The organism is Nonlabens sp. Ci31, assembly GCF_012974865.1.
Taxonomy (GTDB): Bacteria; Bacteroidota; Bacteroidia; order Flavobacteriales; family Flavobacteriaceae; genus Nonlabens.
Map to the genome: position 1 here is coordinate 520,878 of NZ_CP043633.1, position 15,249 is coordinate 536,126.

Annotated in this window: 15 protein-coding genes and 1 pseudogene; 4 read left to right on the top strand and 12 right to left on the bottom strand. The window is 33.8% G+C overall.

All coding sequences use genetic code 11. From position 1 onward, the window contains the following. Nucleotides 1-55: 55 nt before the first annotated feature. The 3 genes from F0365_RS02385 to pncB all read left to right on the top strand — a co-directional run bounded on the left by F0365_RS02385 (nucleotide 56) and on the right by pncB (nucleotide 2,515). Entirely contained in the window at nucleotides 56-583 is a 528-nt protein-coding gene (locus F0365_RS02385; protein ID WP_169932183.1) for a S8 family serine peptidase, read from the top strand. Beyond that, nucleotides 558-737, top strand: a complete 180-nt coding sequence (locus F0365_RS02390) for a hypothetical protein (RefSeq protein ID WP_169932184.1) — start codon at nucleotides 558-560, stop codon at nucleotides 735-737. Before F0365_RS02385 ends, F0365_RS02390 begins: the two co-directional genes overlap by 26 nt. Before the next feature lie 599 nt (nucleotides 738-1,336). Further along, a complete protein-coding gene (pncB, locus tag F0365_RS02395; protein ID WP_169932185.1) occupies nucleotides 1,337-2,515 on the top strand; it encodes a nicotinate phosphoribosyltransferase in 1,179 nt (392 codons plus the stop codon). 1,421 nt (nucleotides 2,516-3,936) lie between these two features. On the opposite strand, the gene F0365_RS02405 is transcribed toward pncB, so the two are convergent. From F0365_RS02405 to F0365_RS02440, 8 genes are all read right to left on the bottom strand, one after another. Further along, on the bottom strand, nucleotides 3,937-4,242 hold the full coding sequence (locus tag F0365_RS02405) for a hypothetical protein (protein WP_169932187.1): 306 nt from the start codon (nucleotides 4,240-4,242) through the stop codon (nucleotides 3,937-3,939). 157 nt (nucleotides 4,243-4,399) lie between these two features. Then, entirely contained in the window at nucleotides 4,400-4,798 is a 399-nt protein-coding gene (locus F0365_RS02410; protein ID WP_169932188.1) for an NUDIX hydrolase, read from the bottom strand. Nucleotides 4,799-5,064: 266 nt separating this feature from the next. Further along, nucleotides 5,065-5,847, bottom strand: a complete 783-nt coding sequence (locus F0365_RS02415; protein ID WP_169932189.1) for a hypothetical protein — start codon at nucleotides 5,845-5,847, stop codon at nucleotides 5,065-5,067. Nucleotides 5,848-6,003: 156 nt separating this feature from the next. Next, nucleotides 6,004-6,525, bottom strand: coding sequence for a hypothetical protein (locus F0365_RS02420; protein ID WP_169932190.1), 522 nt, complete (start codon nucleotides 6,523-6,525; stop codon nucleotides 6,004-6,006). Nucleotides 6,526-6,680: 155 nt separating this feature from the next. After that, nucleotides 6,681-7,004: a hypothetical protein gene (locus F0365_RS02425; RefSeq protein WP_169932191.1), complete on the bottom strand. Its 324-nt coding sequence runs from the start codon at nucleotides 7,002-7,004 to the stop codon at nucleotides 6,681-6,683. A gap of 276 nt (nucleotides 7,005-7,280) precedes the next feature. Further along, the gene (locus F0365_RS02430) at nucleotides 7,281-8,012 is read right to left on the bottom strand and encodes an ankyrin repeat domain-containing protein (protein ID WP_169932192.1); all 732 of its coding nucleotides are present in this window, start codon (nucleotides 8,010-8,012) and stop codon (nucleotides 7,281-7,283) included. Between the two features lie 372 nt (nucleotides 8,013-8,384). Then, nucleotides 8,385-9,233: a hypothetical protein gene (locus F0365_RS02435; protein ID WP_169932193.1), complete on the bottom strand. Its 849-nt coding sequence runs from the start codon at nucleotides 9,231-9,233 to the stop codon at nucleotides 8,385-8,387. 203 nt (nucleotides 9,234-9,436) lie between these two features. Further along, nucleotides 9,437-9,670, bottom strand: a complete 234-nt coding sequence (locus F0365_RS02440; protein ID WP_169932194.1) for a hypothetical protein — start codon at nucleotides 9,668-9,670, stop codon at nucleotides 9,437-9,439. Between the two features lie 485 nt (nucleotides 9,671-10,155). On the opposite strand from F0365_RS02440, the pseudogene F0365_RS02445 reads away from it, so the two are divergent. Next, a pseudogene (locus F0365_RS02445) lies at nucleotides 10,156-11,123 on the top strand (IS110 family transposase). Nucleotides 11,124-11,261: 138 nt separating this feature from the next. On the opposite strand, the gene F0365_RS02450 reads toward F0365_RS02445, so the two are convergent. The 4 genes from F0365_RS02450 to F0365_RS02465 all read right to left on the bottom strand — a co-directional run bounded on the left by F0365_RS02450 (nucleotide 11,262) and on the right by F0365_RS02465 (nucleotide 15,183). After that, nucleotides 11,262-11,939: a hypothetical protein gene (locus tag F0365_RS02450; RefSeq protein ID WP_169932195.1), complete on the bottom strand. Its 678-nt coding sequence runs from the start codon at nucleotides 11,937-11,939 to the stop codon at nucleotides 11,262-11,264. A gap of 519 nt (nucleotides 11,940-12,458) precedes the next feature. Then, complete coding sequence (locus F0365_RS02455; RefSeq protein WP_206071294.1) at nucleotides 12,459-13,208, bottom strand: DUF6090 family protein; 750 nt, start codon at nucleotides 13,206-13,208, stop codon at nucleotides 12,459-12,461. A 466-nt stretch (nucleotides 13,209-13,674) separates the two neighbouring features. Further along, nucleotides 13,675-14,748, bottom strand: a complete 1,074-nt coding sequence (locus tag F0365_RS02460; protein ID WP_169932197.1) for a hypothetical protein — start codon at nucleotides 14,746-14,748, stop codon at nucleotides 13,675-13,677. 99 nt (nucleotides 14,749-14,847) lie between these two features. Then, a complete protein-coding gene (locus F0365_RS02465) occupies nucleotides 14,848-15,183 on the bottom strand; it encodes a DUF6090 family protein (RefSeq protein WP_169931750.1) in 336 nt (111 codons plus the stop codon). Nucleotides 15,184-15,249 lie beyond the last annotated feature (66 nt).

The following is a 15,249-nucleotide window of genomic DNA, read 5'->3' on the forward strand; positions in this document are numbered from 1 at the left end:
ATTTTCTATAGCCTTCAATGCGCCATCATGAATACGATAGAAATAGGATACCATCATGAATAAAATACCAACTCTCTTTGCTGCTTTATTATTGACCTGCTTCTCTTGTAGCAAAAGAAGCCATTTTGAAATCATAAAAACTCCAAATTCAATTAGTCAACGATCTGCTCAAATCGACTCAAAAAACTGGCACCTACAAGATATTGAACTGGATACTGTTCCTGGTATTAGCTTACAAAGAGCTTATGACAGTCTTTTAGTCAATAAGAAAAGTAAAGAAGTTATCGTTGCCGTTATTGATAGTGAAATAGATATAAATCATGTTGGTTTAAAAAATCATATTTGGAATAATTCAAAGGAAGTATCAGATAATCCAATTGATAATGATAAAAATGGTTATATAAATGGTGTAAACGGTTGGAATTTCATCGGTAATATTAAGAAAATAGCTCAGAAAAAATATGATGATGATATTAGTTACTTCCAAGCAATAAAAGATAACCATATAAGAGTATACGACTCCTATTTTAATGCAAAAAAAAGGGTTCAAAAACTCCTTGAAAAAGGAAGACTACACTGCTAAAGAACTAAAAAGACTAAAAACTCGTATTAAAGAAGAAAAAATACAGAAAGCTTGCGATTTAATCATTGAAATTATGGGATACGGTATAACAGATAAATATATTATCGATAATAAATACCAAAGTTTGCAAAGGAATGATCCACTAATGGGATAGACTACAGCTCAAATAATCTTTAATCAATAATAAATCTAAGAGTTTGTAGAGGAGTACTCCTAATCCTGGCGCTATTATGAATAAGCTAAATGAAAAAATATATTTCTTCATTTTTTTGATGCACGCTAACGTTTGGCTAAGGCACTTGTGCTAGTGTTTTTTAATTCTACTAATTTAGTGAAAGCTGCTAAAACTGCATAATGCAATCGAAGCTCGGCAACTAGTTAAGGGAAAGATACCACCCACTGAAATCACAGCAAGCAATACGCCAAATTCGGGAGCAGTTGAACGGCTGCATAAAATATGAGTTGTTGATTTAAAGTGATTTGTTGATGCGTGCAAGTGATATACTGATACGTTAAAGTTAAGGGAGTCGTCATTAGATTTTGTAAATTCATTTTTGACAAACGGAGAATAGTCAAAAATCATAATCCATATGTCTGTTACATTTTTTCATAAGAAAAATTTAATCACCTTTAGAAAGTTATGTAAGTTGGCGCCTTTTTAAAAGTAAGCTTACTCCACTAGCATCAAAATCTCAATGTCAACCATTTTGTAACATATTTAATACATTTGAGTATAATCAAAAATATAAATGCATGAACCAAGAAGTAGGAATTATAAAGTCTATACTGGATAATGACTTATATAAGTTCACTCAACAACAGGCCGTTGTTGAACTATTCCAAAGAGAATGTGTTACGTACGATTTCATCAATAGGGGAAAAACAGCATTCCCATATGAATTTGACCTTAGACTTCGACAGGAACTTAAAAAGATGGAGCTATTATCTTTGCAAGAATCAGAAACTAACTTCCTTATAAAAAAGTGTGGAGGATATTTAAAACCAACATACATCGACTTGCTAAAATCATATCGTTATGATTCGTCTGAAATAGAAATTACCCAGAACGGAGGAAAACTTACTTTAACTATTACTGGCTACTGGTATAAAACAATTCTGTGGGAAGTACCTCTTTTGGCTCTAATTTCTGAGCTTTATTTTCAAATGACGGGCGAGCCAATACATAGTCGTGAGGAAAGATTAAAAAACAATATTGAGAAGGGTACTAAGTTTTATAAAAATGATGTTAAGGTTGCTGATTTTGGAACCCGAAGAAGATACTCTTACGCCAATCATTTGGAGGTAGTGCAGGATTTACTTTCAGTTTTTGATAATGGAACTCAATTTATGGCAGGAACTTCCAATGTTCATATTGCAATGGTAACAGGTATTAAACCAATAGGAACTCATGCCCATGAGTGGATTAGCGGAATAGCTGCTCTAAAAGGATATAGCTATGCTAATAAAAATATGATGGATGATTGGGTTAAGGTTTATCAAGGCGAACTTGGCATAGCCCTGACAGACACTTTTGGCCTTGATGCTTTTCTTAAAGACTTTAATACTTTTTACGCAAAATTATTTGATGGTGTTCGGCATGATTCTGGAAACCCATTTCAGTTTACAGAAAAGATTGTAGGTCATTATAAACATCTCGGTATTGACCCCATTTCTAAAACAATAGTATTTTCTGACGGTCTTAATGTAGACTTAACAATAGAATTAAAAAAACACTGCAAGGATATTGGGATTAAGTGTTCCTTTGGAATTGGCACACATTTCACAAATGACGTAGGCATAAAGGCTTTGAATATAGTAATTAAGATGGTTTCTATAAATAATAGACACGTAGTAAAATTAAGTGATGTAAAAGAGAAGCACACCGGAGATTTGGAGACAATACAGTTAGCGAAGAGAATGGTTGGCTATTAACGTTTTGCGGCTGCCCGAAGAGTGTTACTATTGCCGCAAAACTGCATTTGAAAAACTAAACTTCCATTAACCACAAAACTGTCTTTGAAACACGAAACCCTGCCTTCTGGGTAAGTGCTGTTAGCGGTTCGTTGTTTTTTTGGTCATGGCGTTTCTATCGATTACTCGGTGTCTTGGTGCGTTAGCTTTCAGTTGTTCCTGCCCTTAAGCTGACTACAGATGAAAAACTTTTCTAGGTTTTAAACTTTCGGGAGCAGGGAACAAGGATACGCTGATTGTCAAAGTTCAAGGATTATGGCGTTTAACTGCGGGCTATGGTGAGATACAGTCTCACTGTGAGGCTATAAGAATAACTATAGCTTGTCAATTGTTCACGTCAAACATATGACGTATCGACAATTTGAGATGTACCCTAAGGGAACGGGCCTATGTGTCCAAAGTCTCATGTGGGTAAAATCAGGAGTCTTCTAGCTCTTTCTTTTTCTTGAACCCACTTATTCCAGCAACAATCGAAAGGATCAACATGACTGGCATTACCACCTTCCAGTGCGGACAAGAAAAAAAGGCACAAACCATCAGACCTAGAGCAACTCCGCTTACCCAAAAGAGAATATTATGAGACTTCAGCATAGAATAAGAAATTAATTTAGCAAATGGTATTATATGTAAAACAACGTATCAATTACGTTCCACACACCTGTTTTGTAGCGATGATTTTTAAATAAGCTTTTCAGGTGAAAGAATTGAAACTTAAATATACAATAAAATTTGATTTTACAAAAAAAAGCTAATTTTAACTGTGTAATGTTTAAAAAGAAAAAGGGTATACTCACTAGTTTTTCTCTTTTGTGTAGTGTCTCTTTACCATGACCGCTAACGGCAATTCGTTAGAAAACTTCCGTGTTATGTTTAGTTTACATACAAATTTGCATATTTCGTTTTATAACTTTAATAAGATTGTTCTTTTTGTCTTTACCGTATTAAATAGTGCTAAAACAGTTATTATTGAGAATAGCGTGTTTATGAGTAACAAATACACTTTAAAAAAAGTGTATTTACATTGTTTTAATAGATTCCAAATTCTGGTAAGGTTGTATACAATGAATATAAATCCAACATCTGCACTAGCTCTTAGCTTTTTTTTGGCTGTAATGTGATTAAACCCCTATTGTCTTTTCATCGTGCCATAAGGATGCTCAACAATCGCCTGCCTTTCTTATTGTGTTGCAGCAGGTTTTTATTCGCATTTATTTAATACCGAATAGTATTTAATCGGATTGCGATTTAAGTATTCCTTGCCATTTATAGATTTACAAAATTTCTCTTTATCCATTTTTATAATTATTTCTAAATACGCAATAAAGTCCTCTGCGTATTCTCCGTCTGCGAAACTTACTAGCTTTAGACTCGGTAAATAAAAATCAGAGTTTTTTTTTAGAAATCACTTGTTCAAAAATCAGTCCTGTCGTTTCATAGAAAAAATCCGTTTTGCCAAGATTATGTTCAGGTCCAGTTGTTCGATAATATAATTCAAATTCAATATGGTTTTTAGGAACAAGTTTTATTAAAATAGAGTCAGGAATTTTATATTCCTTTAAATATAATTCAGCTGCAGTATTTAAGTTTTTCTCGTATTCAGATTCATTCTGAGTATTTAATTCGGTTAAATTTCCAAAAGTCAGAAACGAAAAAATCATTAAAAGTGGTAATGTAAAAAACTTAATCATCGGTTTTTCTCAAATGTGCTACAAGGTTGTTGTGTCTCGCTTGTTAGGTGTTTCAAGCACTAAAGTTAATAAATAAATCCCCGATAGAAAGCCCACGAGGAATTTCATAAGTAGGCTAGATCTAGCAATTATTTTTATATGTTATTATAATGCGTCTTTATTTCAGTTCACATTTTTCTTTTAGAAATCCGAATATTTTTTTGTCAACTTCGGATACAATATCCAAATCTTTATAATTTAGCCATTTTATTTCTTCAATCTCATTTGCAGGTTTCAAAATTCCTTCATATTCGGCTTTGTAACAAGTCATTTTGACTAATACCCCCTCTTTTTCCCCATCCGATTGCGCTTTAAAAGTTCCAACATATTCAATTGTTTTATTATTAATTTGCACGCTTAATTCCTCCGATATTTCTCTTACAAGAGTTTGTTCATCAGTTTCACCAGAATTTCTTTTTCCTCCTGGAATATAGTATTTAGATTTTCCTTTGGATTTTGTGCTTAATATTTGTCCGTTTTTCGTTTGAATAAACGCTATTTTGTCAACTTCTTTCATTTTTCGATTGGTTTTGTCAAATGCATAAAAGGTTTTTGTGTGTGGCTCGTAACTTGCAAAATATAAAATTACTTTCGGATGAAGCACGAGCCGGCAGCCGCAGCTGATTTCTTGTTACCTGCCGGCAGGCAGGTCTTTTTTTCTCTATAAGCCATACTTCGACAAAAACTCAGCACAAGCTTTAAAAATTTAGCGGACTCGCATATATACCTTAATTTCTATTAATCAACTATCTATTATCATATATAAGTTGTTGTATACCGTATTTATTTCATCAGTTCTATTTGAAAGCAGGTGGCATCAAATGCCATTTTTATTCCTCTGAGATTTGGTTCCGATTTGTTGTTTTCAAATAGTTCATTCAAGTACTCTTCTTGCTTAATCACATTGTCATTATCTCTTTGCAAAATTTGATATTTCAAGAGAATTAAATTCGCCATAATTTTATCTGTCACACTTAAATCTTTTTGATTGAGCACCTCATCTAATGTGCTTTTTATCTCTGAGTCGTTATCAGATAGTTCATCCATTAAATAAGCATTAGCCAAGTCAGCTTTACTCATATTGGAGTAATCATTCTGATTGGACATATCTTTTCTATAGGTCATTTTATTTCCATTTAGAAAATACCATCTCGTATAGGAATCATTTTCTATTTTAATTTCTCTTTCAAATTTCTTTTCCTTTACACTCCAGTTGGTAAAAGCAATTAAAAGTTCGGTTCCATCATCTTTCTTTAAAATTGCAAATCGGATGAAGTAATTTCTTTTTCCAGGCTTTTCAATTTCGATGTCTAAATTATTATCAACTGAAACATATTTTTTAAGCGCTTTAATAATTGAGAAAACTTCTTCTGAACTTGCTTCTGGAAACAGATTTTCTCTTAAAAATAGGTCGATGTATAAATAATGAGTTAAATAAAAATCATCCATTTTCAGATAATTAGACTCACTTAAATTGTCTGATTTAATAGTAATTTTTTCAGATTGAGCATATCCCGAATTTGTAAATAGTGCTAAAAGTAAAAGTGTGATTATTGTTCTATGCATTCTGTTGGTTTATATGGTGGCAACCTTGTTATATAAAAATAGTTGCGGGTTTATGTGCGGGAATTTTCAGAAGAAAAATCAGATGCAGCAAACACACCACTACCTTGTAATAGTACTAAACCGCAAATAGTGTATACGGTGTTAAGCAAAAGTTATTTATAATACTTTATCTGATTTCAATTTTTCAAGAATTTTTTGTGCTGACTTTTCTGCAAATAAAGCAGGTCCAAATGAGCTGTTTGAATTAAATGTAGCTTTCCAGACTTCTTTTTTCGTAAAAAATTCAATTCCAGTCAGTTGGTAGGTGGCTGATTGAAGTGCGCCATTATAGTATGCTAAATTTGTCGGTTTGAAAATCAAAACAATATCTTTTGGATCATTTCTTATAGCGTTATCAATTTTTGAGTTTATATCGTCATTTTGATTAAGAGCTAGTTCTTCACTCCCTTGTTCGACAAGTAAAAATTCAACTTTCTTATTTTCATTATAGAACTCAATTTCCAACTTTTCCATTAATTTTTCAGAAAAATTCTCTTTACTATATTTTTCGTATGGAATAACAATTAGTGGGTTTTTATAAGGTTCTTTTATTGCAGAACTATCTACTAAAGACTTAATTGATACTCCACAACTTGTCAATAAAATAACAGTTAAAATTAAGGTAATCAGTTTTTTCATTTAGTTTGTTTTTAATTTTTAATGAGGTTTATGTGTAAGGATAGTTACGGGTTTGCACGCGAGGATTTTCCGTAGGAAAATCAGATGTAGCAAAGACACAACTACCTTTGATTTAGCACAAAACCTCAATTATTTTTCTACGGTGTTGTGGTTTGTTATTTTTTTCTTTCCTCAAATTCTTTTATTGAACTATTTATCTCTTCTTGGCTCATTTGGTTTCCGCAATAACGACAAATTTGAGCTTCAATTTTAATCGATTCTTTGCATTTATCACATTGTTTTCTTGGGTCAATTCCGTATCTCAAAATTAAATACGCAATCCATCCAGTCATTGGGTGAAATCCAAAAAGCATCCAAAGTTTAGAAACTCCTTTGATTTTCGCCCATTTTAGTCCGAACCAAATAGGAATAAACCATAAGAAAAATATAATTAGTATTACAACTATAAATCTAATTACACCTTCAAATATGTTTTCCATAATATTTTTTTATATTTTTAAATAATTCATTTTAGTGGTCTTTATTTTCTTTTTTTAAGTGTGTTTTAATAAACCACAACGGTGTTGTATATGGCTCGTAGCATGCTGAATAGCGTTTACTTTTCTGATGATATACAAGCCGACTTTTTAAATTTACTATTTATTTTAGTTGCTGGGAAATCGTCAAATTTAAAAATTTGGCGACTTTCCAAAAATGCCCAAACCTTAGTGCTATCAACAACTTGCGCTATTTTTAATATACATAATTAGCAAAATTTAATTCAGGTTTTCCTTTATTAGTTTTATTAGTTTCTTGTCTTTACTCTTCCTTGCTAATCTCAGGCTTGAATATCCATCTTTGTCCTCTAAAGTTAATTTGGCACCATTGTCAATTAGTAATTTTGAAATGTCATAATTACCATTTTTAATGGCTTGATTCAATGCACATTCTTTATCGCGAGCATGTGCATTTACATTAGCGCGTTTATCGATCAGTAACTTTACTAAATTATAGTGGTTACTCCTTGAAGCTTGGATTAGTGGTGTAATTCCGTCATCAGGATTATCTTCTATTTTTGCTCCGTTATTAATTAAGTATTCGACTAATTCAATATTTCCGGTCTTGCAAGCAAAGCGAATTGGGGTTTGATTTCCTGCTACCTTATATTTTTGATTTACATTGGCCCCATTTTCCACAAGGAATTTTACTATTTCAAAAGAGTTTTCTTGGCAAGCCGGTAACAGAGGAGTTACATCATTCTTTGAGCTTTTCATGTCAACCTTACCTCCATGTAGGAAGAGAAGTTGTGCAATTTCAAGATTATTGTCCCAAGCTGTATCGAACATTAGAGTCATACCATTAGATTCATTAATTTGATTTGGATCAGCACCATTTTCTAACAATTCTTTCAACTTTTTGTAGTCTTCGTTTTCATAAGCCACAAATAGTTCTTGAGCACTTAGAGTCATTGTGAATAATAATACTATTGAAGAAATCAGGTTTTTCATAATAAAGTTTTAAGGTAATTTTTGCTGACTGGCTATATGCCTCAAATATAATATATAGCCTTTTAACATATGAGATAAAAGCATCTTTCTAGTCATGAAGAGGATGTGCTTGTACTGTTGTTGCCACAGCACCTGCTCCTTGTTAACACCCCTACTTTTCCTTTTGTTGCTAGTTGTTAAGGGGTATAAATCTATTTCAAAATGTGGAAGGAATCTTACGGTTTACCATAATCTGTGTACATATGGCTGGTTATGACTTTTAGTGTTACACCACCTCATCTAACAACTACCCAATCCATCAACATCTGTGAGGATTTATAGAAGTAGCTGAGGCTAAAACCTATTTATACCGCTGCAATCCTTACTGCCTATCTATTTAATGCGCATAACTATTGAAAAAATGTTTTGTATCCTTAAGTCTTGTAATCCCAATATCCAACAAACTTCAGAAAGGTCAGAGAAGTCCAATCCGCCTGCTGCAATTGCCTCATTGTTGTACCTGCCGTCTTTCCCATTGTACTTGTTTGATAAATCAATAGCCAACTGCCATACCTGAATTAATTTTGGATTCTTGATTTTATCCTTCCATTGGTGGTATTCAGGAGATCTAAATCCAGGTGTTCCATTTCCGACTCCGTTACCATCAGGTATTTTCTGATAATCTATATTTTTCTTGACAAAATCCAAGTAAGCGGGTGATGTTACTTCTTCGTTCCAATCACTGTGCTGTACGATATGAATACGCTGCGACATATCCATATCTGGTAAATCTGCTTGAATGGCTTTTATCAGTTCTGCTGAAAAATCAGATTGTCCCGCATCTGCAATCCAAACATCACCTTGGTTTTTGAGGGTTGCTGTAGCGATCACTTTAACCTGTGCTATAGCATTTTGCGTGTTTTCATGTGCGTCTGTCCAGTGGTCTCCAAATGCGAGTTGAAATAAATCATTAGGTGGAACATATAATCCTTCTTGAATGCCATAAGTGCCAGCAACAGCGTGATAATTTATTTCTGAATAGTTGGTGTGAGACATTAATGTAGCTAAAGCCGCTGCAGTCTGAAGGTCATCTACATCAGTTTTACAATCAAAGTGGGCTAATAATAAATCTTTTTCAATGTCGAAGTTTCCTGATTTTGGAGATGGCTTGTCTTGCGCCATGCTTATAGAAAAAATAAATATGCAAGCTATGGCGATACATACTAGTGTTTTAGATTTCATCGTTTTAAGGTTTAATAATTTCAACCACTTTAAACTATTTTGCTGTTGGCTGCATCAATGGCTATCCAACTTTTTGTTTACGATTTTCTTGAGTGATTCAGCTACTAAATTAGCAAATTACCAACCAAATGAAAATCCTGTGAAGATGATGAGCGGTAAGTTTTTTTATCCATTCTGTTTTTACATACACTTTAAGACGTCATTTATTGTTTTTTAAGCCATAGCCTAATTTCCTTTCGTAAAGAAACTTCAGGTTTTGGTAACGGAATTGTTTTTCCAAATTGTTTACTGCTCTTAAATTTTGAAAATGCCATTTTATGTTTTTTCCAGGCGGCTGGATAGAGTTCTAAGAACTTATTAAAAAAACTTTGTTCATTAATTTTTCCTTCTATTTTAGAAAGTACTTCTTTAAATTTTTGCTCTTGTTCTAAAATCATTTTCTTTTTACGGAGTAATAAATAAAACTGCTAGTAGTTTCTAATTTTATGCTGCTCTTTTTGATTGTTTGCACAGGCCTTGTGTATAAAACCTAGTGTCCAAATTATAAAATATTTTCGATTAAGCAGCATCTGAATTTTTTGAGTTGTACTAATGATCTTATTTGGGGAATTTGTCCGATTAAAAATTTTAGAAACTTTCAAAATACTCAAGCTATAGTATTAGCAGTAACTTGCGCTATTTTGTATATACATCTTAAGTTTGATTCTTATTAAATTGTGATATAAATCAGAAAGAACAAAAGAGAGGATTAAGGTTACTATACACGGTGAAGCCTGGACTTCGTCAACATTGATAATCCCCTCTCTTTTACTATCTCAACCACGTTCAGTTCCCTGCCTGCTGGCAGGCAGGTGTGAGACTTTGGATCTCGTTTTTAAGTTGTTGTGAGTAAGATAGATTGCTCTTTCATAAATCAGTTCTAATGAATAAATATAAAGAAACTTATGGAGTTGACATCAGTAAAGATGTTTTTGATGTCTATGGTAGCCTTAGCGTGCACCAGCAGTTTAACAATGATGAGTCAGGGTTTAAAAAGTTCCTAAAAGCACTACCAGAGAACTCATTAGTAGCCATGGAGGCTACAGGTTACTATCATTACCGACTCGCACAGTTTCTTTACAAAAATGAAGTCGTAGTATCAGTTATCAATCCTTTGTCCATCAAACGTTTTATCCAGATGAAACTGGCTAAGGTGAAGACAGGCAAAAGTGATGCAAAGGCGATCTGTGAGTATGCTCAGACCAACGAGGTTCCCATCTACAATGCGCTTACCGAAGTGCAGAGTGAATGCCTACAGTTGTTTCGCCTGTTGGACACTTATTTAAAGCAGCGCACTGCCGTGAAGAACAAGATCCACGGAGAAGAAGCCTTGGGAGTTCCCTCAAAGTTCGTGTACCGTTCTTTAAAACGCCAAAGGAAGCATCTGGACAAGGAAGTCAAAGCGATTGAAGAAAAGATCCTATCCCTGGTAAAAGAAGATCAGCAGCAGCAGCTCACGCTTCTAACTTCAGTACCTGGAATAGGGCAGAAGACAGCCTTGTTTCTGATTGTAGTAACCGATGGCTTTTCTAAGTTCGAAAAGGCCTCACAGTTATGCAGCTATGTGGGAATCACGCCCACCACCAGAGAGTCTGGCAGCAGTGTGAGAGGTAGGGCAAGGATCAGCAAAGTAGGCAATCGAAAGCTGCGGAATCTATTGTTTCTGTGCGCCTTTAATGCTGTAAGCATAACAAGGCATGCAGAGAGCTCTACGAGCGTATTGTAAACAAAGGCAAGAGTAAGAAACTAGCGCTGATTGCAGTGGCCAACAAGCTACTAAAACAGTGTTTTGCCATAGCCAAATCAGGGCTGTCCTATGATGAAACTTATGTGTCTGTAATACCAAAGTAAACAGAACTAAGATGGCATAAAAAAAAGCTCAAAGAATCCAAACATAGGAATCTGTGAGCCTGGAATATTTTTGTCTCAAATTATGGAAGAAAAGAGTTGTTTTTTACCTCAGTTCTTTGTTATGTGCAGGCTTTTTGCTTACTCTTCTTTTGGTTTTGCTTTTAATTCAGACAACGCCTTTAATTTCATCTCTTTAATATATCCTGTAAGAGCTAAAATCTTCTTTTCTTTAGAAGCCTTAATATCTTTGTAAATTGTATATGGGTTAATTCCAGCAAGTGTAAATAATTCTTGTGCTTCAGCTAAACTTTGAATTGCTTCTGTTTGATATTTAGAATCAAAAAGTTGGTTGTAGTTATTTTCAATTTCTAAAATTAGTGGATTAAATTTTTTCAACTTTGAGCATAATTCAGACTTGTCTCCTTTTATAAATTTATCCATATTTCTATAAAGGGACATACTGTTTTTTTCAACTATATCAGCTGAAAATTGGTTTATAAGTAAATTTGTTCTCCATCTCAAAGTTGCATATTTATTTTGAATTTCCTCTCTTATTTGAATATCCGAGCTTTGTTCAGATTTAATTTTAGATTTTTCAGCGTCAGTAATAGATGCGTTTTTTAACAGTTCTAACCTTTTAGAATTTCGCTCGATGAACTTCGATTCAGACCATAATATTTTATTCTCTGAAATTTCCTTAATTGTATTTAAATACGCCACTAATCCTAATGGTTTTGATTCGTCCAATCCATTTTGAGCTTTAGTTATAAAAGACATAAATACGATTGTAATAAATAAATAGATTGATTTTTTCATGATAGTTGTTTTTATTTAATGCTAACTGCAATGTATATAGCTCGTAGCATGAAAAATAGCGATTACTTTTCGGTGGTTAAGGACGAGCCAATTTTTTAATTTTATTATTACTTTTTTTCAATTAGCCAAATTATTCCCTCCTATTCCTTTGGGACAGTATGTACTATATCGTCTGATGTAAAAAAGCTGGAGCTTGAATATTTGTTATAAACACTCCAATTAGCGTGATAAAAAATATTCTTTTCATCTTTGATCTTGGTTTTCAAACATTTGGTTATCTAAAATTACAAATACTAATAGTACCTACAAATACCCTGTAAAGGGTATTTTTCTAGTGCTCCATAAGGTGTTTGTGAATGCTTAGTAGGGGTGAAACTAAGTAATAAATCTTCTGGTGGTACTCGATCTGGACTTTTGGGGATTGGTCCCATTAAGAAATTTCGCGGCTTCCTTTAAAAGCTCTTAACTTTGGGATAAGCAACAAAAACCCTGTTACTTAAGGCCATTGTTGTGCTTTCGTTATTTCTTTAGTTCGGAATTAATCAAATCCAAAATCTCCAGGATTCTCGCGCGTAAGGCCTCAGATTGCAGATTTGCAGCTTTATTAAGAGAAATAGCACTTCCAAGCATACCTTCCAGCTTCCTACTGGTTAATATTTCATTCAAAGGAGCACCCAGCTTTGATGTTCCAATTTCAATTTTATAGGACTCCTCATTATGATCTAATAACCAAAGATGTTGAGAATTGTTCATAAAACTATTAGAGACATCTCTGCCCAAACCTAATTCTGACAGAATTAAATCAAATTCACCATTTACAGAATTACTCCAGGTTACTTCAATTTCCCGGACCCCTACCACATCTGACGACCAATTTGAAAGTAAGCGTTTTAATTTGTGGTTGCGGATTAGAATTAAATTGCCTGAACTTGTTAAGTCATTCTGTATAGGGTCGTAAGTTGGGTCGTGGAAAGTATTAGCAAGTTCTTTAACAAGACTGTCACGAATAATTCCTACGGGTTGGTCAAATTTCTTTAATAAATTCATTGCTGAATAAATGACCCTGTCCCTGGTCGTCATTTTTTCTTCCAGTTGTATGAGATTGGCCTGGTAATCTTCCTGTAGTTGTTTGAGGACAACCTGTTCTTTTATTCGGTCCTTTCTTCCTTCATTCCAATTATTAACTTGTAATGCAAGGAGAATACCTATCATTACAAGAATAATTTCACCAACAGCATATTTGAAATACTTTCCAGTTTTGTTTTCCATCAACAAGTTTTGTCTAATTGTTCTAAAGAATTTCATCATTGGTTAGCGGTTAGTTGTAATGAAGTATAAGGTTACTGTACGGCTCGTAGCTTGCAAAATACCGATTGCTTTTCGGTTAAGCACGAGCCGATTTTTTAATTTTACTATTACCTTTTTTCTCAATAAGCCTAATTAAAAAAATTGGCAGACTTGTAAATAGACCTGAACTTCTATTAAGCAACTGATAAGCTATATGCGGTGTTAGCAACTGGCTTTATTTCAGTTCCTGTTTTCTATGTCAAGATATTTTGATTTGAAATAGACGTTCATCTTTATTTTTAACTTTGTTCTTTCTTTGGTTTCTTCACGACCAAAAGTTGGTTTGTGTTGATAAAAATTCCAACGCTTTAATTCTAAAAATCCATAAATGACCTTATCAGATTTGGTCAGGTCACCTATTGGAGATCCCTATTCCGATGTTTCCAATTTAGAGAGCAGATTCCAGCCTGGCTATGATATCCTTAGGGAGCTTATCTCGATGCTCTTTCAGGATGGTTTTATAAATCTCTTTCCACTTAGGAGCATCTGGATCTTTTAATGAAGTCCGGTGGTATTCCAAATCCCTCAGCATCAAATTGAGATTGTACTCGTGGAATTTATCACCATACTCTTTTAAAGCGGATATACTTTTTTCTACATCTTTATTTAAAGCAGCGAGCAGTGCCTCTTGTAAAAGCCTGCTTGCTTCCCTTTCTCTTTCCTCAGATCCAAAATCCATATTCCCAAACTGTAATTGTATACTTCGATCGGCAAGGTCTTGCACAGGAGAAACAGGGCTTTGATCATTGGCATCATTTATAATTTCTTTTCCACGATATTCTTTGATTGCCATGACCTGAGGATATAAACTGGTTTCTTCATCATAAATCTTGGACTTTATGGTCGCTAGTGCCTGCATTGCATTTTGAATCGTAGTTTGGTTGATTTCAGAAGGCAAAGGGATCAAAGAGGTCACTTCTTTAGATTTAATACCTATAACTTCAATGATGAGTGTACCGCTCAATTTTTCTTGTTTTGCCGCAAGACCTATAGAATAGAGGTCACTTATATTGATACCCTCTTCAGCAGTGTAGATCAGAGATATCAAACGCAAACCAACTCCTACCCTTCTGGATCCAATAAATTTTTGATCTGAGAACTGAGCCAAAGTGGCATATTTCATATAATCCATGGTGATCTTATAGCTGGTATTCTTTTTTGAGAATGCAATAGGAAGGTATTCCAGTGATCCCTCCTGCTTGAATTCCCCTATAGCCACCAAGACCGTTTCGTTATTTAAGAAGCCCAAGGTTTCTTCCCTATTTAAAAGCTTTATAGGTTTGGACTCTAGCAAACCGTCCGTATTCTTTATCAAGATTTTATCTTCAAATTCTACCGGATCCACTGGTTCATAACCTCGAAAATTTCGAAAGCTTTTACCTTCCTTGAAAATATCCTCATTCAACTGAGATGTTTTGCAACCGGAGAAAATAAAGAGTAATAGTAGTGGCCAGTATTTCATAAGTAAGGAATTTTACAAGAGTCAAAATTTTGTATTCCTCCATCATTAAACAATCTAACCCGGATGAATAGTTATTGCAATATCGTAAAAAATTGAATATCAAAGGTTTTCCATATATTTTAATTGAATGGAAGCAATTAAAAAGCATTCTTTACCAGCTGTATGGTGAATGCTTAGTGGCCTGATGTTGCTTTTTATAAGTACGCCTACTTCTTTAAATTTTGATATATCATCTTGAAGATTAGATTTTAATTTCAAAAGAAAGGTTTGTTTTAGAATATTGTCTTTTCTCTTTTCATTCCAATTATTTATGGATAAGGCAATTAGAATTCCAATAACCACAAGAACTATTTCTCCAATGGCATAAAGTATATACTTACTGAATTTACCTTCAGTGATCATTTTTTGACGGATTGTTCTAAAGAATTTTATCATTGGTTAGCAGTTCCTGATAATGAAGCACAACGGTGATGTATATGGCTCGTAGCCCTTTAACCTAAG